General features: G+C 65.4%; 19 protein-coding genes. 12 read left to right on the plus strand and 7 right to left on the minus strand.

What is annotated here, in order from left to right; genetic code table 11:
• Positions 1 to 5 precede the first annotated feature (5 nt).
• The 5 genes from ACVWYP_RS18330 (at position 6) to ACVWYP_RS18350 (ending at position 4,654) form a co-directional block, all read left to right on the plus strand.
• Complete coding sequence (locus ACVWYP_RS18330) at positions 6 to 1,253, plus strand: ABC transporter substrate-binding protein (protein WP_304499303.1); 1,248 nt, start codon at positions 6 to 8, stop codon at positions 1,251 to 1,253.
• A gap of 129 nt (positions 1,254 to 1,382) precedes the next feature.
• Complete coding sequence (locus tag ACVWYP_RS18335) at positions 1,383 to 2,261, plus strand: branched-chain amino acid ABC transporter permease (RefSeq protein WP_453946098.1); 879 nt, start codon at positions 1,383 to 1,385, stop codon at positions 2,259 to 2,261.
• Positions 2,261 to 3,238 (plus strand): branched-chain amino acid ABC transporter permease, encoded by a 978-nt coding sequence (locus ACVWYP_RS18340; protein WP_038387989.1) that lies wholly within the window; start codon positions 2,261 to 2,263, stop codon positions 3,236 to 3,238. The genes ACVWYP_RS18335 and ACVWYP_RS18340 overlap by 1 nt, the downstream gene beginning before the upstream one ends.
• Positions 3,235 to 3,966, plus strand: coding sequence for an ABC transporter ATP-binding protein (locus ACVWYP_RS18345; RefSeq protein ID WP_028338762.1), 732 nt, complete (start codon positions 3,235 to 3,237; stop codon positions 3,964 to 3,966). Before ACVWYP_RS18340 ends, ACVWYP_RS18345 begins: the two co-directional genes overlap by 4 nt.
• A complete protein-coding gene (locus tag ACVWYP_RS18350) occupies positions 3,950 to 4,654 on the plus strand; it encodes an ABC transporter ATP-binding protein (protein ID WP_018270525.1) in 705 nt (234 codons plus the stop codon). Before ACVWYP_RS18345 ends, ACVWYP_RS18350 begins: the two co-directional genes overlap by 17 nt.
• Positions 4,655 to 4,871: 217 nt before the next feature.
• Here the strand turns inward: ACVWYP_RS18350 and ACVWYP_RS18355 are convergent, their stop codons facing one another.
• Complete coding sequence (locus tag ACVWYP_RS18355) at positions 4,872 to 5,153, minus strand: hypothetical protein (protein WP_304499304.1); 282 nt, start codon at positions 5,151 to 5,153, stop codon at positions 4,872 to 4,874.
• Positions 5,154 to 5,186: 33 nt separating this feature from the next.
• Positions 5,187 to 5,843: a 3-oxo-tetronate 4-phosphate decarboxylase gene (otnC, locus tag ACVWYP_RS18360; protein ID WP_304499305.1), complete on the minus strand. Its 657-nt coding sequence runs from the start codon at positions 5,841 to 5,843 to the stop codon at positions 5,187 to 5,189.
• A gap of 178 nt (positions 5,844 to 6,021) precedes the next feature.
• Here otnC and ltnD point away from each other — a divergent pair, with 178 nt between their 5' ends.
• From ltnD to ACVWYP_RS18390, 6 genes are all read left to right on the plus strand, one after another.
• Positions 6,022 to 6,951, plus strand: a complete 930-nt coding sequence (ltnD, locus tag ACVWYP_RS18365) for an L-threonate dehydrogenase (protein WP_259171330.1) — start codon at positions 6,022 to 6,024, stop codon at positions 6,949 to 6,951.
• Between the two features lie 12 nt (positions 6,952 to 6,963).
• Entirely contained in the window at positions 6,964 to 7,746 is a 783-nt protein-coding gene (otnI, locus tag ACVWYP_RS18370; RefSeq protein WP_304499306.1) for a 2-oxo-tetronate isomerase, read from the plus strand.
• Positions 7,743 to 9,032: a 3-oxo-tetronate kinase gene (gene otnK / locus ACVWYP_RS18375; RefSeq protein WP_304499307.1), complete on the plus strand. Its 1,290-nt coding sequence runs from the start codon at positions 7,743 to 7,745 to the stop codon at positions 9,030 to 9,032. Before otnI ends, otnK begins: the two co-directional genes overlap by 4 nt.
• A gap of 169 nt (positions 9,033 to 9,201) precedes the next feature.
• Positions 9,202 to 10,893: a methyl-accepting chemotaxis protein gene (locus ACVWYP_RS18380; RefSeq protein WP_304499308.1), complete on the plus strand. Its 1,692-nt coding sequence runs from the start codon at positions 9,202 to 9,204 to the stop codon at positions 10,891 to 10,893.
• Between the two features lie 381 nt (positions 10,894 to 11,274).
• Positions 11,275 to 14,454 carry an efflux RND transporter permease subunit gene (locus ACVWYP_RS18385; RefSeq protein ID WP_225160710.1) on the plus strand — a complete coding sequence of 1,060 codons (3,180 nt, stop codon included), beginning with the start codon at positions 11,275 to 11,277 and terminating at the stop codon, positions 14,452 to 14,454.
• Positions 14,441 to 15,643, plus strand: a complete 1,203-nt coding sequence (locus ACVWYP_RS18390; RefSeq protein ID WP_304499309.1) for an efflux RND transporter periplasmic adaptor subunit — start codon at positions 14,441 to 14,443, stop codon at positions 15,641 to 15,643. The genes ACVWYP_RS18385 and ACVWYP_RS18390 overlap by 14 nt, the downstream gene beginning before the upstream one ends.
• A gap of 183 nt (positions 15,644 to 15,826) precedes the next feature.
• Here the strand turns inward: ACVWYP_RS18390 and ACVWYP_RS18395 are convergent, their stop codons facing one another.
• The gene (locus tag ACVWYP_RS18395; RefSeq protein WP_304499310.1) at positions 15,827 to 17,341 is read right to left on the minus strand and encodes an acetyl-CoA acetyltransferase; all 1,515 of its coding nucleotides are present in this window, start codon (positions 17,339 to 17,341) and stop codon (positions 15,827 to 15,829) included.
• Positions 17,342 to 17,488: 147 nt separating this feature from the next.
• Positions 17,489 to 18,622 (minus strand): nitronate monooxygenase, encoded by a 1,134-nt coding sequence (locus tag ACVWYP_RS18400; protein WP_304499311.1) that lies wholly within the window; start codon positions 18,620 to 18,622, stop codon positions 17,489 to 17,491.
• Positions 18,623 to 18,900: 278 nt separating this feature from the next.
• Between ACVWYP_RS18400 and yghU the strand changes: the two genes are divergently transcribed.
• A complete protein-coding gene (yghU, locus tag ACVWYP_RS18405) occupies positions 18,901 to 19,776 on the plus strand; it encodes a glutathione-dependent disulfide-bond oxidoreductase (RefSeq protein WP_028338750.1) in 876 nt (291 codons plus the stop codon).
• Between the two features lie 68 nt (positions 19,777 to 19,844).
• Here yghU and ACVWYP_RS18410 read toward each other — a convergent pair whose 3' ends face one another.
• The 3 genes from ACVWYP_RS18410 to ACVWYP_RS18420 form a co-directional block, all read right to left on the minus strand.
• A complete protein-coding gene (locus tag ACVWYP_RS18410; RefSeq protein WP_304499312.1) occupies positions 19,845 to 20,120 on the minus strand; it encodes a GNAT family N-acetyltransferase in 276 nt (91 codons plus the stop codon).
• A gap of 11 nt (positions 20,121 to 20,131) precedes the next feature.
• Positions 20,132 to 20,746 carry a flavin reductase family protein gene (locus ACVWYP_RS18415; protein WP_304499313.1) on the minus strand — a complete coding sequence of 205 codons (615 nt, stop codon included), beginning with the start codon at positions 20,744 to 20,746 and terminating at the stop codon, positions 20,132 to 20,134.
• Positions 20,747 to 21,042: 296 nt separating this feature from the next.
• Complete coding sequence (locus ACVWYP_RS18420; protein WP_304499314.1) at positions 21,043 to 22,317, minus strand: acyl-CoA dehydrogenase family protein; 1,275 nt, start codon at positions 22,315 to 22,317, stop codon at positions 21,043 to 21,045.
• Positions 22,318 to 22,362: the final 45 nt, after the last annotated feature.

A 22,362-nucleotide genomic window follows, 5' to 3' on the forward strand; every position in this document is an offset into this window, starting at 1 on the left:
TTTCGATGACGATCTCTCGCCGTAACGTGTTGCTGGGTGCCACTGCCGCCGCGGCGCTCGGTCCGATGGCCGCGCGCGCGCAGGCCAGTGAAGTGGCAATCGGCGTGATCTATCCGCTCTCGGGCGCCAGCGCCCAGATCGGCGTCGACGCGCAGCGCGCGTTCGAGACCGCGGCAGACATCATCAACAAGAACTATGATTTCGCGCTGCCGCTTGCCAAGGGCGAGGGCCTGTCCGGCCTCGGCGGCGCCAAGGTCAAGCTCGTGTTCGCCGACCACCAGGCCGATCCGCAGAAGGGCCGCGCCGAAGCCGAGCGCCTGATCACGCAGGAAAAGGTCTGCGCCGTGATCGGCACCTATCAGAGCGCGGTCGCCGTCACCGTCAGCCAGATCTGCGAGCGCTACGGCGTTCCGTTCCTCTCGGCCGACAATTCCTCGCCGAGCCTGCATCGCCGCGGCCTGAAATACTATTTCCGCGCCTCGCCGCATGACGAGATGTTCTCGACCGCGATGTTCGACTTCTTCGATGCGATGAAGAAGAAGGGCCAGAAGATCGAAACGCTGGCGCTGTTCCACGAGGACACCATCTTCGGCACCGATTCGGCGAACGCGCAAACCAAGCTCGCCGCCGAGCGCGGCTACAAGATCGTGGCCGACATCAAGTACCGCGCCAACTCGCCGTCGCTGACCGCCGAGGTGCAGCAGCTCAAGGCGGCGAATGCCGACGTGCTGATGCCGTCGAGCTACACCACCGACGCGATCCTCCTGGTCAAGACCATGGCCGAGCTCGGCTACAAGCCGAAGAACATCATGGCGCAGGACGCCGGCTTCTCCGAGAAGGCGACCTACGACGCGGTCGGCGACAAGCTCGAGGGCGTGATCTCGCGCGGCAGCTTCTCGCTCGACCTGGCGCAGAAGCGTCCGATGGTCGGTCTCATCAACGAGATGTACCGCGCCAAGTCCGGCAAGGACTTCAACGACTATTCGTCGCGCCAGTTCATGGGCCTGATCGTGATGGCGGACGCCATCAACCGCGCCAAGTCGACCGACGGCGAGAAGATCCGCGAGGCGCTGGTCGCGACCGACATGCCGGGCGATCAGACCATCATGCCGTGGCGGCGCGTCAAGTTCGACGAGATGGGGCAGAACAACTTCGCCGATCCGGTGCTGTTGCAGTACTCCGCGAAGAACTTCGTGACGATCTTCCCGGAACAGGCCGCCGTCTCCGAGGCGATCTGGCCGATGAACAGCTGATCGGTCGGGCGCCAGAGCGTCCGTTCCGATTGTATCGGAACGGAGCTCTGGATTCTTGTTGCGACGCGTTTTCCTAGCGCGAACCGGTATTTACTTCGCTCGAAAACGCTATTGAGGGGACAGACGGCGGTGACAGCCGAGACCATTATCCAGAGTTTGGCGAGCGGCCTGTTGATGGGGCTGCTCTACGGACTGATCGCCGCAGGCCTCGCATTGATCTTCGGATTGATGGACGTCGTGAATTTCGCGCACGGCGAGTTCCTGATGATCGCGATGTACGCGACCTTCTTCCTGTTCGCGTTGTTCGCGATCGATCCCTTGCTCTCGGCGCCGCTGGTCGCCGCGGCGCTGTTCGTGTTCGGCGCGGTGGTCTATCTGTTGATCGTCCGCTTCGCGATGCGCGCCAAGGCCAATGCCGGCATGGTGCAGATCTTCTCGACCTTCGGCTTGGCGATCGTGATGCGGGGGCTCGCCCAGTTCTTCTTCACGCCCGACTACCGCAGCGTCACCAACTCCTGGGTCGGCGGCAAGACGGTGTCGATCGCCGGCATCTATCTGCCGGAGCCGCAGCTGATCGGCGCGATGCTGTCGATCGCGGCCTTCGTCGCGCTCTACTTCTTCATCAATCGCACCGATTTCGGCCGCGCGCTCGAAGCGACGCGCGAGGACGCCGGCGCGGTGGCGCTGGTCGGCATCGACAAGAACCGGGTGTTCGCGCTCGGCTGGGGCCTCGGTGCGGCGCTGGTCGGCCTCGCCGGCGCCATCATGGCGATCTTCTTCTACGTCTATCCCGATGTCGGCGCGTCGTTCGCCCTGATCGCCTACGTCACCGTGGCGCTCGGCGGCTTCGGCAGCGTGTTCGGCGCCTTTGCCGGCGGCATCATCGTCGGCCTGGTGGAGGCGACCACCGCGCTGATCCTGCCGCCGTCGCTGAAATCGGTCGGCATCTATGCCGTTTACCTGCTGGTCGTCTTCATCCGCCCGCGTGGCCTGTTCGGATCGATGTGATGGACACCCAGTTCGCCCAACGCCGCAGGCGTGACCTGATCGTGGCGGCCTGCCTCGCGGTGATCGCCGCGCTGGTGCCGCTGTTTGTCAAGGACGTCTACGTCCAGAACATCATGGTGCTGACGCTGATGTATGCGGCGCTGTCGCAGAGCTGGAACATCCTGTCCGGCTATTGCGGACAGATCTCGCTCGGCCACGCGCTGTATTTCGGGCTCGGGGCCTATACCACCGCGCTGCTGTTCACCAAGTTCGGCGTGCTGCCGTGGTTCGGCATGCTCGCCGGCGGGGCGATCTCCGCATTGATCGCGATGGCGCTCGGCTATCCCTGCTTCCGCCTGCGCGGGCATTACTTCGTGATCGCGACCATCGTGATCGCCGAGATCGCCTTGCTGTTGATCCAGAACTGGGACTGGGCCGGCGCCGCGCTCGGCATCGACATCCCGGTGCGCGGCGACAGTTGGCTGAAATTCCAGTTCACGCGCTCGAAGCTGCCTTACTTCTATTTCGCGCTGGCGCTGGCCTGCGTCGCCTGGTTCGTCACCTGGTGGCTGGAAGATTCCAAATGGGGCTATTGGTGGCGCGCGGTGAAGGACAACCCGGACGCGGCCGAAAGCCTCGGCGTGGTGGTGTTCAATTCCAAGATGGGCGCGGCGGCGGTCTCGGCCTTTCTCGTTGCGGTCGGCGGCAGCTTCTACGCCCAGTTCGTCTCCTACATCGATCCTGAAAGCGTGATGGGCTTCCAATTCTCGCTGCTGATGGCGCTGCCCGCGGTGCTTGGCGGTATCGGCACCCTGTGGGGGCCGGTGCTCGGCGCGGTCATCCTGATCCCGCTCACCGAGCTGACGCGCTCGTTCATCGGCGGCTCCGGGCGCGGCGTCGACCTCATCGTCTACGGCACGCTGATTGTCGTGATCTCGCTTGCGCTGCCGCGCGGCCTGGTCAGCGTGTTCTCCCTGCGCAAGGGAGCGGCACGATGACGGCGCTTCTGGAAACGCGCGGAGTTTGGCAGCGCTTCGGCGGCCTCGTCGCCAACAGCGACGTCTCGATTTCGGTCGGGCGCGGCGAGATCGTCGGCCTGATCGGCCCGAACGGCGCCGGCAAGTCGACGCTGTTCAACCTGATCGCGGGCGTGCTGCCGCCGACCCAGGGCTCGATCATCTTCGACGGCGAGGACGTGACAAAGTTGCCGGCGGCGGAACGCTGCCAGCGCGGTGTCGGGCGCACCTTCCAGGTGGTCAAGAGTTTTGAGACCATGACCGTGATCGACAACGTCATCGTCGGCGCGCTGATCCGCAACACCAAGATGCGCATCGCGCGGCAGAAGGCCTATGAGGTGCTGGAGTTCTGCGGACTTGCGGCGCGCGCCGACAAGCTTGCCGCCGATCTGGTGCCGTCGGAGAAGCGCCGGCTCGAGGTCGCCCGCGCGCTCGCCACCGAGCCGAAGCTGCTGCTGCTTGACGAAGTCCTCACCGGACTGACGCCGGTCGAGGCACAGACCGGCGTCGAGCTGGTGCGCAAGGTCCGCGCCACCGGCGTCACCGTGCTGATGGTCGAGCACGTCATGGAGATCGTGATGCCGCTGGTCGATCGCGCCATCGTGCTCAATCTCGGCAAGGTGCTGGTCGAGGGCAAGCCGACTGAGGTCGTCCGCAATCCGGAAGTCATTTCTGCCTATCTCGGGGATCGTCATGCTGTCGGTGCGTGAAGTCACCACCGCCTATCAGGGGCTGGTCGCGATCTCTTCGGTGTCGATCGACGTCACCAAGGGCGAGATCGTCTGCGTCGCCGGCGCCAACGGCGCGGGCAAGTCGACGCTGCTCAAATCGATCGCCGGCGCCGAGCGGCCGCGCGCAGGGACCGTCACCTTCGACGGCAAGCGTATCGATGGCCAGCCGCAGCACGTCATCACATCAAGCGGCATCGCCTACGTGCCGGAGAACCGCCGGCTGTTTCCGCGGCTCTCGGTGCGCGACAATCTGCGGCTCGGCAGCTATCTCTACCGCAGCCAATCCGACCGCGACGCGCCGCTCGATCTGGTATTCAAGCTGTTTCCACGGCTCGGCGAACGGCTCGACCAGCGCGCCGAGACGCTGTCCGGCGGCGAGCAGCAGATGCTCGCGATCGGCCGCGCGCTGATGACGCGGCCGCGGCTTCTGATGCTCGACGAACCGTCGCAGGGCATCATGCCGAAACTGGTCGACGAGATCTTCCAGGCCGTGAAGCGCATCCGCGACGCCGGCATGACGGTGCTGATCGTCGAGCAGCGCATGGCTGAATGCCTCGAGATCGCCGACCGCGCCTACATCCTGCAGACCGGCCGCGTGCTGATGCAGGGCACCGCCGCCGAGATCAGCGGCAATCCGGATGTGCGCAAGGCGTATCTGGGGCTGTAGCGACGGAATATCTCCACGCACGCAACCGTCATCCCCGCGCAAAGGCAAAGCCTTTGTCGCTGGAGGTGCGCGCCTCTTCGGCGCGCCTCGAAGGATGGCCGCAGGCGCGCTTGTGGCCCATCCTTCGAGGCTCGCTGCGCTCGCACCTCAGGATGACGTCAGTGTTTGCGGCGGGAAGCCATGGTTGATGCCTGGCTACCGATCCAGCCCACTGATCCTACTTGTCCTTGCCCTCGTCGATCTTCTCGACCTTGGCGGCGAGGTCCGGCACGCGGCTGACGCGATAGGTCGCGTTGCTGCATGTCAGCGTCCAGGCCTCGTTGTCGGGCTTGGAGAGTTTGTCGTCCCGCTCGGCCTTGAGCGGCTTGTCGCAAGGATAGCCCTGCGCGCGCAGCTGGGTTGCCAGCATGCCTTGCAAGGTCTCTTCGGTCCGTGCGTCGGACGCCGCAAGGCCAACGGCGAACGGAACCGCTAACGCCAAGCCTGTGAACCTCATCATGACTGTCTTCCGCATATCGATCCTCCGCTTGATCTAGTGAGGGTGATCCGGCAGCACGAGCCCGAACGTCCTGGTCAAATCCGCCACCTGGTCGGGCGACAAATAGCGCGGGTTCAGCCCGCGCAGCAGCAGATAGAGCTTTGCGGTTTCCTCGAGCTCCTCGGTCGCGAACACGGCCGCTTCCAGCGTATCGCCCGACACGACGGGCCCATGGTTGGCGAGCAGCACCGATGAATATTTCCCGGCCAGCCCACGGATCGCGTCGGCAACGGCGGGATCGCCGGGGCGATAATAGGGCACCAGCGCGGTCCGGCCGCACTTCATGACGTAATAGGCCGTCATCGGCGGCAGCGCGGCCCGCGGGTCGATCTCGGGCAGCATCGAGAGCGCGACCGAATGGGTCGAGTGCAGGTGCACCACGGCGCCGGCGGAGGCGCGCGTCTGGTAGAGCGCGGTGTGCAGCGGCACTTCCTTGGTCGGGGCGTCGCCGGAGACGAGCCGGCCGCTGCCGTCGAGCCGTGACATTTTCGCCGGATCGAGGAAGCCGAGCGAGGCGTTGGTCGGCGTCACCAGCCAGCCGCCGTCCGCGAGCCGGACGCTGATATTGCCCGAGGACCCCGGCGTCAGGCCGCGCTCGAACAGCGAACGGCCGAAGCGGCAGATGTCCTCACGAAGCTTTGTTTCGTTCATCCGGTTTCGCTCGTGGCGCCAGCTTTGGCGCTATCCGTTTTCCGCTTTGTCTCATGCTTTGGCAGCGCGGCCAAGCCGTGATAGGCAAGCAGCAACGAGCATGAACCGGGCCCGGAAGGCCGCGCTGGCGCAAAGTGGCAGCCGGTTTTCCGAAAAGATCATGCTCAAACAACTAAAAATGTTCAGGGATCGCCACATGTCCAGTTCCGCAACATCACGTGTCGCCGTCATCGGGCTGGGCTCGATGGGATACGGCATGGCGACCTCGCTCAGGCGGGCCGGTTTCGAGGTGACCGGCTGCGACGTGTCGGCCGATGCGGTGGCGCGCTTCGTCGCCGACGGCGGCAAGGGCGCCAGGTCGCCGGCCGAGGCGGCCCGGGATGCCGACATCGTCGTCAGCGTCGTCGTCAATGCCGCGCAGACTGAAGGGATCCTGTTCGGCAAGGACGGTGTCGCCGAGACCTTGGCGAAGGACGCGGTCTTCATCTCGTCGGCGACCATGGACCCCGATATCGCGCGGCGCCTCGCAAAACAGCTCGAGGCGACCGGCCGGCATTATCTCGACGCCCCGATCTCCGGCGGCGCGCAACGCGCGGCGCAGGGCGAATTGACAATTCTCGCCTCCGGCAGCGCGGCGGCGTTTGCGAAGGCGCGGCCGGCGCTGGATGCGATGGCGGCAAAACTCTACGAGCTCGGCGATGCCGCGGGGCAGGGCGCTGCGTTCAAGATGATCAACCAGCTGCTGGCCGGCGTGCATATCGCGGCCGCCTCGGAGGCGATCGCCTTTGCCGCCAAGCAGGGCCTCGACATCCGTAAGGTCTATGAGGTGATCACCGCCTCTGCCGGCAATTCCTGGATGTTCGAGAATCGCATGCCGCATGTGCTCGACGGCGACTATGCGCCGCGCAGCGCGGTGGAGATCTTCGTCAAGGATCTCGGCATCATCCAGGACATGGCGCGCAATGCACGCTTCCCGGTGCCGGTCTCGGCCGCGGCCTTGCAGATGTTCCTGATGACCGCGGCCGCCGGCATGGGCCGCGACGACGATGCGTCGGTGGCGCGGATGTATGCGCAGGTTACCGGCACCAAGCTTCCAGGCGAGAAATAAGAGGATCCTGCAATGCCCCGTTTTGCCGCCAACCTCACCATGATGTTCAACGAGGTCCCGTTCCTCGACCGCTTCGAGGCGGCGGCGAAAGCGGGCTTCACCGCGGTCGAGTTCCTGTTTCCTTACGACCATCCGGCCGAGGAGGTCGACAAGCGGTTGAAAGGCAATGGGTTGACGCAGGCGCTGTTCAACTTGCCGCCGGGCGACTGGAACGCCGGCGAGAAAGGGTTTGCCGCGCTGCCCGATCGCTTCGCCGACCTCCAGCAAAGCCTGAAGACCGCGCTGCCCTATGTGCAGGCGACCGGCGTCAAGCGGGTGCATCTGATGGCGGGAATAGCCGAGCGCAGCGATGCCAGGGCGGTCGCCGCGTTTCGCAAATCAGTCGCCCATGCCGCGGAGTTCTTCGCGCCGCACGGCCTCGACCTCGTGATCGAGCCGATCAATCCGCGCAACGTGCCCGGCTACTTCCTCAACGACTTCATCTTCGCGCGCGATCTGATCAACGAGCTCAAGATTGCGAACCTGAAGCTGCAATTCGACATCTACCACTGCCAGATCATCCATGGCGACGTCACCATGCGGCTGCGCGAAATGATGCCGATCATCGGCCACATCCAGATTGCGTCGATCCCCTCGCGCAACGAGCCCGACGGCGAGGAGCTGAACTATCCGTTCCTGTTCGGCGAGCTCGACCGGCTCGGCTATGGCGGCTTCGTCGGCTGCGAATACAATCCGCGCGGCAAGACCACCGACGGTCTCGCCTGGTTCAAGCCCTATGCCGGAGTGAAGCCGTGACATCAGCCGGAAACCTGTCTCTCGGTTGCATCGCCGACGACTATACCGGCGCCTCCGATCTCGCCAACACGCTGACCCGCGCCGGCCTGCGCACGGTGCAGACCATCGGCGTGCCCGCGGACGATCTCGCGTTGCCCGAGGTCGACGCCGTCGTGGTGTCGCTGAAGAGCCGCTCGATCGAGGCCGGCCTCGCCGTGACGCGTTCGCGCGCAGCGGAGGCCTGGCTGCGCGGCCGCGGCGCCAAACACATCCTGTTCAAGATCTGCTCGACCTTCGATTCAACCGATGCCGGCAATATCGGCCCCGTGATGGACGCGCTGCGCGCCGATTCCAGGGATGCCATCGTGCTGGTGACGCCGGCATTCCCGGAGACCGGCCGCACCGTCTACCAGGGCAATCTGTTCGTCGGCGCGGTGCCGCTGAACGAGAGTCCGCTGAAGGACCATCCGCTCAACCCGATGCATGATTCCAATCTGGTTCGCGTGCTGGCGCGGCAAAGCACGACCAAGGTCGGCCTGGTCGATCTGGTGACGCTGAGCCGTGGCGCGGACGCCGTCCGGGCAAAGCTCGCCGAGCTCACGCAAAGCGGCATCGGCGCCGCCATCGTCGATGCGGTGTTCGACCGCGACCTCGAGACTATCGGGCAGGTCGCGCTGGAACACCGTCTTTCGGTCGGCGCTTCCGGGATCGGGCTTGGCCTGGCGCGGGCGCTGGTCGCCGCGAGCAAGGCCAAACCGGACACCGCGGATGCGATGCTGGCGACGCCGGTCGGCGGCGCGGCGGCGTGCCTTGCCGGCAGTTGCTCGCAGGCGACCTTGCGCCAGATCGCCAACGCCGAGAAGGTGATGCCGGTCCTGCACCTCGATCCCGAGCGGGTGGTCGCCGGCAAGGACGAGGCGCAGCGCGCGCTCGCCTGGGCCAGGGACCGGCTCGGGGCGGGGCCGATCCTGATTGCGAGCAGCTCGACCCCGGATGAGGTGGCAGCTGTGCAATCCCGTCATGGTCGCGATGCAGCCGGGCATGCCATCGAACAGGCGATGGCCGACATCGCGGATGGTCTGGTGCAGTCGGGCGTGCACAGGCTGGTGGTCGCCGGTGGTGAAACTTCGGGCGCCGTGGTCGATCGCCTGCGCATCCCTGGATTCCTGGTCGGTGCGGAAATCGCCGCCGGCGTGCCGGTTCTGCGAGCAGTCGGCGCCGGGAGAGGCGAGATGGTGCTTGCCCTGAAATCAGGCAATTTCGGCGGGCCGGAGTTTTTCTCGGATGCGCTGGCATTGATGCCTTGATGCGGCTGGCGCGCATCATGCCACGGCGTCGAACAGCGTCTCAGTAGTTCAACGGGGGACCAAATTAACCCTACTTAAGGAGGGGGGCTGGCTTTGATGTCTGCGGCGTCCCGCCGCGCCCCCAGCCATTCGATCGGGCTTCGCGAGCCCGATATCAAGAGACCCCACGATGTTCGCCAAATTCTCGATCCGCGCCAAGATTATTGCCGTGGTTGCGTTCCTGCTTGTCGCGATGACCGGCATGGGCCTGCTCGCGGTCGTGAATTTACGGTCGATCAACGCCAACACCGTCGACATCACGACGAGCTGGCTGCCGAGCGTGCGTGCGCTCGGCGATCTGCGCGCCGGCGTCATCACCTATCGCAACGTGATCCGCGAGCACATGCTGTCCGAGACGCTGGAGGACAAGCTCGCGCAGGAAAAGACCCTTGCGACCGTGGTCGAAGCCAATACCAAGGTCCGCGCGACCTATGAACCCCTGATCGCATCCCCCGAGGAGCGCGCGCTCTACAATCAATGGGTCGATGCCTGGACCCGCTACAAGAAGGGCACCGAGGAGGTGATGGCGCTGTCGCGCAGGGATGTCGGCAAGACCCAGCACGAAGCGCATGAGCTGAACGCCAAGACCGTGAACAAGATCGGCCTCGAGGCCGACGAGATCCTGCGCAAGGACATCGAGCTTAACAATGCCGGCGCCGACAAGGCGGCGCAGGAGGCGGCAAACAGCTACGCGTCTGCCGTCATGCTGCTTGCGATGATCCTCGGCGCCGCCATCATCGTCGGCGTCGGCGTCAGCTTCCTGATGATCCGCGACGTCTCGGCCGGCATCGCCTCGATCGTGAGCCCGATGCAGGCGCTGGGCCGCGGCGACCTGACCGCAAACGTGCCGCATCAGGGCGAGAAGACCGAGATCGGCGCGATGGCCGATACGCTGCAGGTGTTCAAGGAAGCCCTGGTCGCCAAGAAGGCGGCCGATGAAGCCGCGGCTGCCGACGCCGAAGCCAAGATCGAGCGCGGCCGCCGGGTCGATACCATCACCCGCAATTTCGAACAGATGATCGGCGAGATCGTGCAGACCGTGTCGTCGGCCTCGACCCAGCTCGAAGCCTCCGCCGGCACCCTGTCGTCGACCGCCCGGCGTTCGCAGGAGCTGACCACGTCGGTTGCCGCGGCGTCCGAGGAGGCCTCGACCAATGTTCAGTCGGTGGCGTCGGCGACCGAGGAGCTGTCGTCGTCGGTGACCGAGATCAGCCGCCAGGTCCAGGAGTCGGCACGGATGGCCGGCGATGCCGTCGGCCAGGCGCGCACCACCAACGATCGCGTCAGCGAGCTGTCGAAGGCCGCCGCGCGGATCGGCGACGTCGTCGAGCTGATCAACACCATCGCCGGCCAGACCAATCTGCTGGCGCTGAACGCCACCATCGAGGCGGCGCGCGCTGGCGAGGCCGGCCGCGGCTTCGCCGTGGTGGCGTCCGAGGTGAAGGCGCTGGCCGAGCAGACCGCCAAGGCGACCGGCGAGATCGGCCAGCAGATCGCCGGCATCCAGACCGCGACCCAGGAGTCGGTCGGCGCGATCAAGGAAATCTCCTCGACCATCGAACGGCTGTCGGAGATCTCGTCCACCATTGCGGCCGCGGTCGAGGAGCAGGGCGCGGCGACGCAGGAAATCTCCCGCAATGTGCAGCAGGCGGCGCAGGGCACCCAGCAGGTCTCGGCCAACATCACCGACGTCCAGCATGGCGCCAATGAAACCGGCTCGGCGTCGAGCCAGGTGCTGTCGGCGGCCCAATCGCTCTCGGGCGACAGCAGCCGTCTCAAGCTCGAGGTCAGCAAGTTCCTCGACGCCGTCCGCGCCGCCTGATCCGGCGGCGCCGCCGGGGCGGGCGCCATCCTTCGCGTAACCGATGCCGACGTGGTGGGCTGACCCGGCCCACCACGTTTTACATTTTCGCAGAGCAGCGATGCGTTAAGCTCGCGTCGGCCGAAATAGCGTCCTCAGCCGGCTCGCATTCGCAGCAGAGCCGTCTCTTTTTGACGACGATCCGCGCGCGATCGGCGGCACAGCGCCCGGCATGGCCGATCGGAGCGCGCAGCCTCACGCACTATGCCGAGGAAGTGAAAGCCGCCGCGGCTCCGCGGGTTGGCGTTTTGCCCGCCATCGGGTAAATCGGCCGCTGCGGAACGACTTTTGCAATGTCGATTCCTCTGCCTGGGCGGGCTTCATTTCGGGAATGCTTGTTTTATGATCGCACTGGTCCGTATCGCGCTGAGCCGGCCATATACTTTCGTCGTGCTCGCGATCCTGCTGCTGATTATCGGACCGCTGGCGGCGTTGCGCACGCCGACCGACATCTTCCCGGACATCCGCATCCCCGTGATCGGCGTGGTCTGGCAGTACACCGGCTTGCCGCCGGACCAGATGTCCGGCCGCATCACCACGCCGTTCCAGCGCGCGCTGACCACGACCGTCAACGACATCGAGCACATCGTCGCCAATTCCTATAACGGCGTCGGCATCATCAAGATCTTTTTCCAGCCCAACGTCGACATCCGCACCGCCAATGCGCAGGTCACCGCGATCTCGCAGACCCTGCTCAAGCAGATGCCGCCAGGCGCGACGCCGCCGCTGATCCTGAACTACAGCGCCTCGACGGTTCCGATCATCCAGGTCGCGCTGTCGGGCGAGGGCCTGACCGAGCAGAACCTCGCCGATATCGGCATCAACCAGCTGCGCACGCCGCTGGTCACGGTGCCCGGTGCGGCGATCCCGTATCCGTTCGGCGGCAAGCAGCGCCAGGTCCAGATCGACCTCAATTCGACCGCGCTGCAGGCGCGCGGCCTGTCGGGCCAGGACGTTGCCAACGCGCTCGCCGCGCAGAACCTGATCACCCCGGTCGGCACGCAGAAGATCGGCAATTTCGAATACACCATCAACCTCAACAACTCGCCGCTGCGGCTCGAGGAGCTCGGCGACCTGCCGATCAAGCAGGTCAACGGCGCGATGGTCTATGTGCGCGACGTCGCCTCGGTGCGCGACGGCAACCCGCCGCAGACCAACATCGTCCATGTCGACGGCAACCGCTCGGTCTTGATGATGGTGCTGAAGGCCGGCGCCACCTCGACGCTCGATATCATCTCCGGCATCAAGCAGAAGGTGATCGAGGTCAAGGACCAGATGCCGGACGCGCTCAAGATCGGCTTCATCGGCGACCAGTCGGTGTTCGTCCGCGGCGCGATCACCGGAGTCGCCTTCGAGGGCGTGATCGCCGCGCTGCTCACAAGCATCATGATCCTCTTGTTCCTCGGCAGCTGGCGCTCGACCGTCATCATCGCGGTGTCGATCCCGCTGTCGGTGCTCGGGGCCATCATCATGCTGTCCCTGATCGGCGAGACGCTGAACATCATGACGCTCGGCGGCCTCGCGCTCGCGGTCGGCATCCTGGTCGACGACGCCACGGTGACGATCGAAAACATCAATTATCACCTCGAGCAGGGCAAACCGGTCGAGCAGTCGATCCTCGACGGCGCCAACCAGATCGTGACGCCGGCCTTCGTCTCCTTGCTCTGTATCTGCATCGTGTTCGTGCCGATGTTCTTCCTGACCGGCGTGGCGCGCTTCCTGTTCGTGCCGATGGCCGAAGCGGTGATGTTCGCGATGATCTGGTCGTTCATCCTGTCGCGCACCTTGGTGCCGACCATGGCGAACTATCTGCTGCAGGCGCATGTGCATCATGAGGGCGCGCCGCCGAAGTCGCGCAATCCCCTGGTCTGGTTCCAGCGTGGTTTCGAGGCGCGGTTCGAGCGCATCCGCAGCGGCTATCGCGGCCTGCTCGCGATGGCGCTCGGTCACCGCACGGTGTTCGTGAGCTGCTTCCTCGCGGTGGTCGCGGCGTCGTTCCTCTTGGTGCCGTTCCTGGGGCGCAACTTCTTCCCGTCGGTCGATGCCGGCAACATCCTGATGCATGTCCGCACCCAGGTTGGCACCCGCGTCGAGGAGACCGCCAACCAGCTCGCCGACATCCAGAAGGCGATCCGCAAGCTGGTGCCCGGCGAGATCGAGACCATGACCGACAACATCGGCATGCCGATCTCCGGCATCAACATGACCTACAACAACACCGGCGTGATCGGTCCGCAGGACGGCGACATCCAGATCCGCCTGAAGGAAGGCCACAAGCCGACCGAGCAGCATGTCCGCACGCTGCGTGAGCAATTGCCGCGGCTGTTCCCGGGCACCAGCTTCGCGTTCCTGCCGGCCGACATCGTCAGCCAGATCCTGAACTTCGGCGCGCCGGCGCCGATCGATTTGCAGATCCGCGGCGCCAATCTCGATGCCAACTTCGCCTATGCCAACAAGCTGCTGGCCGGGATCAAGCGCATCCCCGGCATCGCCGATGCGCGGATCCAGCAGTCGCCGAACAACCCGACCTTCAACATAGATGTCGACCGCACCCGCGCGCAATATGTCGGCCTGACCGAGCGCGACGTCACCAACTCGCTGGTGGTCAACCTCGCCGGCTCCTCGCAGGTGGCGCCGACCTATTACCTCAATCCCGATAACGGCGTGTCGTATTCGATCGTGATGCAGACGCCGCAATACCAGATCGACTCGCTGAGCGCGCTGCAGACCCTGCCGATCACCGCGACCGGCAACACCCAGGCGCCGATCCTCGGCGGCATCGCCGACATCAAGCGCGCGACCTCGAGCGCGGTGGTGTCGCAATATGACATCCAGTCGCTGGTGCAGATCTACGCCACGACGCAAGGCCGCGATCTCGGCGGCGTCGCGACCGACGTGCGCAAGCTGATCGCCGACACCGCCAAGGAGGTGCCGAAGGGCTCGTCCGTGGTGCTGCTCGGCCAGGTGCAGACCATGAACTCGGCCTTCACCGGCCTCTTGTTCGGCCTGCTCGGCGCGGTCGTGCTGATCTACTTCCTGATCGTCGTGAATTTCCAGTCCTGGTCGGACCCGTTCGTGATCATCACGGCGCTGCCCGCAGCGCTCGCCGGCATCGTCTGGATGCTGTTCACGACGGAGACCACGCTGTCGGTTCCGGCGCTCACCGGCGCCATCATGTGCATGGGCGTGGCGACCGCCAACAGCGTGCTCGTGATCAGCTTCGCCCGCGAGCGCTATGAGGAACTCGGCGATCCCGTTGCGGCGGCCCTGGAGGCCGGCTTCGTCCGGTTCCGCCCGGTGCTGATGACCGCACTTGCCATGATCATCGGCATGGCGCCGATGGCGCTGGGGCTCGGCGAGGGCGGCGAGCAGAACGCGCCTTTGGGCCGGGCCGTGATCGGCGGCCTGATCTTCGCCACCTTCGCGACCCTGATGTTTGTTCCCGTGGTATTCAGTATGGTACACAAGAAGCAAGGCGCCAAAGCCGCCGCCTCATCGGAGATTCCGCATGCCGCCCACTGAACAGCGCCCCCCGGTCTCACGCCGGAAGCTGGGCATCTTCGGCGTGGTGGCCCTGGTCGGCGCGGGTCTGATCGTCGGCACCGGGATCCGCGCCCGTGAGGAACAGGACACACGGCTGAAGGAATGGACCGACGACCAGGCCATTCCGACCGTCGCGGTGGCGCTGCCCAATGCCAAGACGCTGAGCCCCACGATCGACCTGCCGGGCCGGCTCGAGGCCTATTCCCGCGCGCCGATCTATGCCCGGGTGTCCGGCTATCTCAAGAACTGGGACGCCGACATCGGCGCCCGCGTCAAGGCCGGCCAGGTGATCGCCGAGATCGAGGCGCCCGACCTCGACCAGCAATTGCTGCAGGCGCGCGCCGATCTCGCCAGCGCCCAGGCCTCGGCCAAGCTCTCCGAGGCCACGCTGAACCGGCGCAAGACGCTGGTGGCCTCGAACTTCGTCTCCGCCCAGGAGATCGACGAGCGTACTGCCGACCTTTCCAACAAGAACGGTGCGGTCAAGGCCGGCCAGGCCAATGTCGAGCGGCTGGAAGCGCTCGCAGGCTACAAGAAGATCACGGCGCCGTTCGACGGCGTGGTGACCTCGCGCGACACCGACGTCGGCGCGCTGATCAACGCCGGCGGCAACTCGGGCCCGGCGATGTTCACGATCTCGGACATCACCAAGCTGCGCGTCTATGTCAACGTGCCGCAGAATTACGTCCCGGCGATCAAGATCGGTGCCAAGGCCACGCTGGCACTGCCGGATTACCCGAACCGCGCCTTCCAGGCGACGGTGGAGGCCTCCTCGCAGGCGGTCGATGTCGCCTCCGGCACGACGCGGATGCAACTCGGGCTCGACAATTCCTCCGGCGAATTGATGCCGGGCAGCTATGCCAGCGTGAAGCTCAACCTGCAGCGTGAATCCACGCCGCTCAGCATTCCCGCCAGCGCGCTGATCTTCAACAGCAGCGGCCTGCGGGTCGCAACCGTCGGTCCTGACGACAAGGTGCTGTTCAAGACCGTGAAGATCGGCCGCGACCTCGGCAAGGAGATCGAGATCGCCACCGGTCTCGCGCCCGACGACCGCATCATCACCGCCCCGCCGGACGGACTTGCCGATGGCGACCATGTGCGCGTCACCGGTGCCGGCGCCAAGGGCAAACCGACCACGGCGTCCGAAAAGCAGGACGTGAAAGGGTAGGGGAGGACGGGTAAGTTCGTTCCTGCCTCTCACCTCAAGCCGCTTGCTCTGCCGTCATCCTGAGGTGCGCGCCCTTGCGCGCCTCGAACGATGGGATCACGACGGTGTTCGCAGCCCATCCTTCGAGGCTCGCTCCGCTCGCACCTCAGGATGACGGCGGATTTTGCGGCGTGGCAGGAATTGCTACCCCACCCGCCATTCCAGCATGCCATCGCCGGCGGTGACGATGTCGCCTGTAGTGCCGACCGGCGTGCGGTCCATGTCCTGCACATAGGCCAGCGTTGCCGTGTCGCTCGCCGGGATGCGGCCGAGCGTGCGGCGGCCGTCCTCGGTGCGCAGCATGGTGACGCCGTGCTCGACCTCGCCATTGGCGCGATAGATCACGGTGAAGGCCTCGACCTTGCCTTTGCCCGCAGCCTCGGCGGTGAAGTCGGGCACGTTGCGCCTGTTGCGGTCGGCCTCCGCCTGCACGGACGTGTCCTGCTTGAGCGCGACGTTCGGCGCCGCGCGCGACAGCACGAGGCCATGATGCTTGGTGACGAAGCCGCCCTGGCCGTAGAGCAGGCCGAGCGTGCCGCCGCTGCGGAGCTTGCGCACCATCGCGCAGGCCGAATGCGTCATGTAGGTGTTGAGCGGTGCGCCGAAGAACGTGAGACCGCCGGTCACGGTCGGCTGCACGTCGGACCCGAGGCCGAGCGTCCGGCGCGCCATCTTCGGCACGCAGGGGAAGCAGCTGTAGAGCTCGATCGCGTCGAACTTTTTCCCATCGCCGCCGACGAGATCCATCACCGCCTTCAGCACCGCGGTCTGCGCGTGGCTTTCGACGAACTGATCGCGGATCAAATAGTCGCGCGGCTCTTCCGCCGAGGCGCCGCCGAGCGGATAGATCAGTCTGTCCTCCGGCACGCCGGCCGCGCGCGCTTTTGCGAGGCTGGTCAGGATCAGCGCGCCGCCCATATTCACCGTCGGGTTCGCCACCATCAGTTTTGTATACGGCCAGGCGATCATCCGGTTGTAGGGCGTGGCCGTGGTGATCTCCTCGCCGGTGAACGTCTTCTTCAGCCACGAGTTCGGATTGTCGGCGGCGACGCGCGCATAGGTCGACCACAACTCGCCCGATTCCTTCAGCGCCTCGCGCGGCGTCTGGCCCCAATGCGCCGATGTTGCGGACTCATAGAGCGGATAGACCGTGATCGGCCGGAACACGCCGAGCGCAACAGCCATCGGTTTCTGGAACGCGGCGCCGCGCTTCGGCTCCTCCACGTCGTGCGCGAACGGCGTCCACGGCAGCTCTACGCCGGCGCGCTGCGCCTTGGTCGCGGTCGACTGCGCCTCCGCGCCACAGACCGCGGCGACGCTGCATTCGCCGCGCGCGATGCGTTGCGCAGCCTCATGCAAATAGCGGATCGGGCTCTCGCCGCCGACCGGGCCGTAATAGAGATGCGAAGGCTGAATGCCGAGCCGCTGCGCCAGCTGCTTCTCGGGATCGCGGTAACGCCAGCTCAGGAAGTTGACGACGTCGAGCGACTGCACGTCTGACAGCAGCCTGGCGCCGCTGTCGGCCTCGGCGCGCTTCAGCGCCTCTTCCAGCAAGGTGAGCGGTTCGAGGCCGGCGGCGATGTCCTTTGGACGATCGACGATCTCGCCGACACCGACGATGACGGGAATGCGGTCTTCCGGGATGTGAGATGTGGTCATTTTTTTCTTGCTTCACTTTCTAGGTCTTCGCCACGCCGTCACCTTCGAGGCGCGCAAGGGCGCGCACCTCAGGGTGACGGCTACGGGCACACCGTCATCCTGAGGAGCGGCCACTTGGCCGCGTCTCGAAGGATGAGACGCATTCGATCACTCCGCCACCAGCGCATTCATGTGCTCGACGGCCTCGACAAATTCTTCCTTGAACTCCTGCACCACGGCGCCGGCGGATTTCACGCTGTCGACCAGGCCGACGCCCTGGCCGACGAAATAGCTGACGAGATCGCGCGCCTTCTCATTGCCGGCCGCAGCAGCGCGGTCGATGGCGTTGAAAGCGTCGCGGCTGATGATGCTTTGCAGCGGCATCGGGAGCGCGCCGGGGCTTTCCGGCGAGCGGTCCCACGCGTCAGTCCACACCGAGCGGAGCTGCCGCGCCGGCTTGCCGGTGCGGCCCTTCGAGCGCACCGCATCGCGCGAGGAGGCTGCGATCATCTTTTCGCGGAAGATCTCCGAGGTCTCCGATTCCACCGTGGCGAGCCACACCGAGCCGGTCCAGGCGCCGGCCGCGCCCATCGCCATGCAGGCCGCCATCTGGCTGCCGGTCATGATGCCGCCGGCGGCCAGCACCGGGACGTCGCGGATCTTTTTGACCGCCTTGATCACCTCGGGCACCAGCACCATGGTCGAGACCTCGCCGCAATGGCCGCCGGCCTCGGTGCCCTGCGCGACGAGGATATCGACGCCGGCCGCGACCTGGCGCAGCGCGTGCTCCTTGGAGCCGATCAATGCCGCCACCGGCACACCATGTTTGCGTCCCATCTCGATCATCGCCTTCGGCGGCACGCCGAGCGCATTCGCGATCAGCCTGATCGGATGCCGGAACGAGACCTCAAGCAGTTGCAGCGCGGTCTCGGCGTCGAACGGCTGCGGCTGGTTGTCGGCGACGTTGCGGCTGGTCAGCTCGATATCGTATTTCTTCAGCAGATTGCGGGTGAAGTCGCGATGCTCCTGCGAGACACGTGCCTCGAGGCTCTTCCAGGTGACGTTCTTCTCGCCCGCGGTCGAGATGTTTTCAGGGATCAGCACGTCGATGCCATAGGGCTTGCCGTCGACATGCGCGTCGATCCACTTCAACTCCTGCTCCAGCGTTTCCGGCGAATGCGCGGTTGCGCCGAGCACGCCGAAGCCGCCGGCGCGGCTGACCGCCGCCACCACGTCGCGGCAATGGCTGAAGGCGAGCAGGGGAAAGTCTATCCCCAGCATGTCGCAGATCGGTGATTTCATGGACTGGTTCTCTCCCGGCGGCTGCTTCTTGTGCTTGTTGGCGTCAGCCCCTGCAACGCTAGCGCATCACGGTCAGCGAAGCCAAGCGGGTTTCGGCCACGGCGATCTTGCGTGCAGGCGCTGCTCCGGCTGCATCCCTCGCGGTGCATTCCGCTGGATAGAAAATGCGATCGCGCGGGGTGGGCAAAGCGCAGCCTGCGCACCATCTAGTGCGGACATGGGATGGGCACGGCGGCCGCCGCGCCACCCGGCAAGAACATGAATCGGGAGCCAACGACGTGAATGACATTTCTGCCTATGAGCCGCCGAAAGTCTGGACCTGGAACAAGGAAAGCGGCGGGCGCTTCGCCAGCATCAACCGGCCGATCGCGGGTCCCACCCACGACAAGGAACTGCCGGTGGGCCGCCATCCGCTGCAACTCTACTCGCTGGCGACGCCGAACGGCGTGAAGGTCACCGTGATGCTCGAAGAGCTGCTGGCGGCGGGTCACAAGGGCGCGGAATACGACGCCTGGCTGATCAAGATCGACGGCAACCAGTTCGGCAGCGGCTTCGTCGCGGTCAATCCGAACTCGAAGATCCCGGCGCTGATGGACCGCAGCGGGAAGGAGCCGGTCAGGGTGTTCGAGTCGGGCTCGATCCTGGTGTACCTCGCGGAAAAGTTCGGCGCGTTCCTGCCGACCGACGTCAAGACCCGCGCCGAAACCTTCTCCTGGCTGTTCTGGCAGATGGGCGCCGCGCCCTATCTCGGCGGCGGCTTCGGGCATTTCTATGCCTATGCGCCGACCAAGATCGAATATGCCATCGACCGCTTCGCGATGGAGGTGAAGCGCCAGCTCGACGTGCTCGACCGCAGGCTCGCCGACAACGAGTATCTCGCGGGCGATGTCTACACCATCGCCGACATGGCGGTGTGGCCCTGGTACGGCAGCCTCGCCAAGGGGCTGCTGTACGGCGGCGGCGAATTCCTCTCGGTGCAGGACTACAAGAACGTGCAGCGCTGGACCGATGCGATCGCGGCACGGCCGGCGGTGAAGCGCGGCCGGATGGTCAACCGCACCTGGGGCGAGCCGTCGAGCCAGCTCCACGAGCGCCATGAGGCCAGCGATTTCGAAACGAAGACGCAGGACAAGGTCGAGCAGGCGGCATCGTGACGAAACGCGTCATGGCCGGGACAAGCCCGGCCATGACGAATGACACGCTTTGCCAAGCCGCCCTGCGATCACCCCAACAGATCGTCATACTCCGGATGCTTCTTCATGAAGCCCTGGATGAATTCGCACTTCACCACGAGTTTGATGCCTTGCGCGCGCACCGCATCCAGCGTGGCGCGGGCGAGCTTCGAGCCGATGCCGCGGCCGCCGAGCTCCGAAGGCACCTCGGTATGAACCAGCGTGATCGTGTCCGGCGTCTTGCGGTAGACCACGAAGGCGGTTGAGCCGTCGACGGCGAGCTCGAACCGGCTCTGCGCTTCGTTGTCGCGGAATGCTTCGCTCATTGTCTGATCCTCTATTTCTTTGCGCCCCCGGCCGCGGGAAACACCACGCGGTCGTCGGTGCGGCAGTAGCGGTCGGCGAACATGCGGCCGATCGGGTGGTAGCGCTCCATGTGGACGCGCATCGCGTCTCGGTCCCACAATTCGTCGCCGATGTGGAAATGGATACCTTCGCCCATGATCAGCTGGCGGTCGCCATTGACGTCGATCAGCTTCCAGGTCTTGCACTCCATCGCAAACGGCGCCTCGGCGAGGCGAGGGACTGCGATCTTGCTTGAGGGCGCGAGCTTCAGGCCGAGATAATCGGGCTCGCCGATCTCGGGTGGGAAGTCGCCGCTCGTCTCGTGCATCGCGCGCGCCAGCGACTCGTCGGTGAGGTTGACCACGAACTCGCCCAGCCGCTGGATGTTGACCAGGGTATCCTTCTCGCGGCCGTCCGGCCTGCGGTTGACCGCAAACATGCAGAGCGGCGGATCCTCGCAGAACACGTTGAAGAACGAGAACGGCGCCGCATTGACGACGCCGTCGGCGCCGAGACTCGTCACCCAGGCGATCGGCCGCGGCAGCACGAAAGAGGTCAGCACCTTGTAGCGTTCGCGCTGGCTCAGGTCGCTGGGGGAATATTCCATAATGGTCATTCCGAAAGGCGTAGGGCGGGTTAGCGCAAGGGTAACCTGCCGCCGACGGTTCGGAAAGCAAAAGGCGGGTTACGCTTGCGCGCACCCGCCTTGCAGACTTGCTTCCTTACCTCGCCCCGCTTGCGGGGAGAGGTCATATCGCATCGAAGATGCGATATGGGTGAGGGGGAATCTCCGCGAGTCCTTCTCTCACCGTCTTCGAGGAGGCAGCCCCTCACCCCAACCCTCTAAGAGCGAGCTGCGCTCGTCTCGACCCCGCGAAGAGCGGGGAGAGGGAGGAGGAGAAGCTACGACATGCTCAGCTCGTGGCGGCCGACCACCATCCAGTGCACCTCGTCCGGACCGTCGGCGAAGCGCAGATGGCGGACGTCCTGGTACATTTCGCCGAGCGGGGACCACTGCGAGATGCCGGTGGCGCCGTGCATCTGGATCGCCTGGTCGATCACCTTGCAGGCGCGCTCGGGCACCATGGCCTTGACCATCGAGACCCAGACCCGGGCTTCCTTGTTGCCGAGCACGTCCATCGCCTTGGCCGCCTTCAGCACCATCAGCCGCATCGCCTCGATCTCGCAGCGCGCCTGGGCGATGATCTGCATGTTGCCGCCGAGATGGGCGATCTTCTTGCCGAAGGCTTCGCGGGTCAGGCCACGCTGCACCATCATGTCGAGCGCCTTCTCGGCCTTGCCGATGGTGCGCATGCAGTGATGGATGCGGCCCGGTCCGAGGCGGACCTGCGAGATCTCGAAGCCGCGGCCTTCGCCGAGCAGCATGTTCTCCTTCGGCACCTTGCAATTGTTGAAGCGCAGATGCATGTGGCCGCGCGGCGCATGGTCATGGCCGAACACGTGCATCGGCCCGAGGATCTCGACGCCGGGGGTGTCGATCGGCACCAGGATCTGCGATTGCTGCTTGCTCGGCGCGGCGTCGGGATTGGTCTTCACCATCACGATCATGATCTTGCAGCGCGGATCGCCGGCGCCGGAGATGTAATACTTCTCGCCGTTGATCACCCACTCGTCGCCGACCAGCTTCGCGGTGGTCGAGATGTTCTTGGCGTCGGAGGAGGCGACGTTCGGCTCGGTCATCGCATAGGCCGAGCGGATCTCGCCGTTGAGCAGCGGCTTCAGCCACTTCTCCTTCTGCGCCTTGGTGCCGACGCGCTCCAGCACCTCCATGTTGCCGGTGTCCGGCGCCGAGCAGTTCATGGTCTCGGAGGCCAGCGGGCTCTTGCCGAGCTCGGCGGCGATGTAGGCGTAGTCGAGGTTGTTGAGGCCGTCGCCGGTTTCGGCGTCGGGCAGGAAGAAGTTCCAGAGGCCGACTTCCTTGGCCTTGTCCTTGGCCTTCTGCAGGATCGCGAGCTGCTCGTCCGTGAAGCTCCAGCGGTTGGTCTTCTTCTCGCCGGCGCGATAGAACTCGACCGACATCGGGTCGACCGTGTCGCGGATGAACTGCTTCACATGATCGTAGAGCGGGCGGACCTTGTCCGACATCCGCAGGTCATTGAGCTCGTCGCCCGGATTGAGCGTGTAGTTCGTGGTGCGCGGCACATAGGCATGTTTCACTGTCTTTTCTCCCTCGCGAAGGCGCGTTTCGCGGCGGACAATAGA

The sequence above is a fragment of the Bradyrhizobium sp. USDA 3262 genome, from assembly GCF_054060035.1.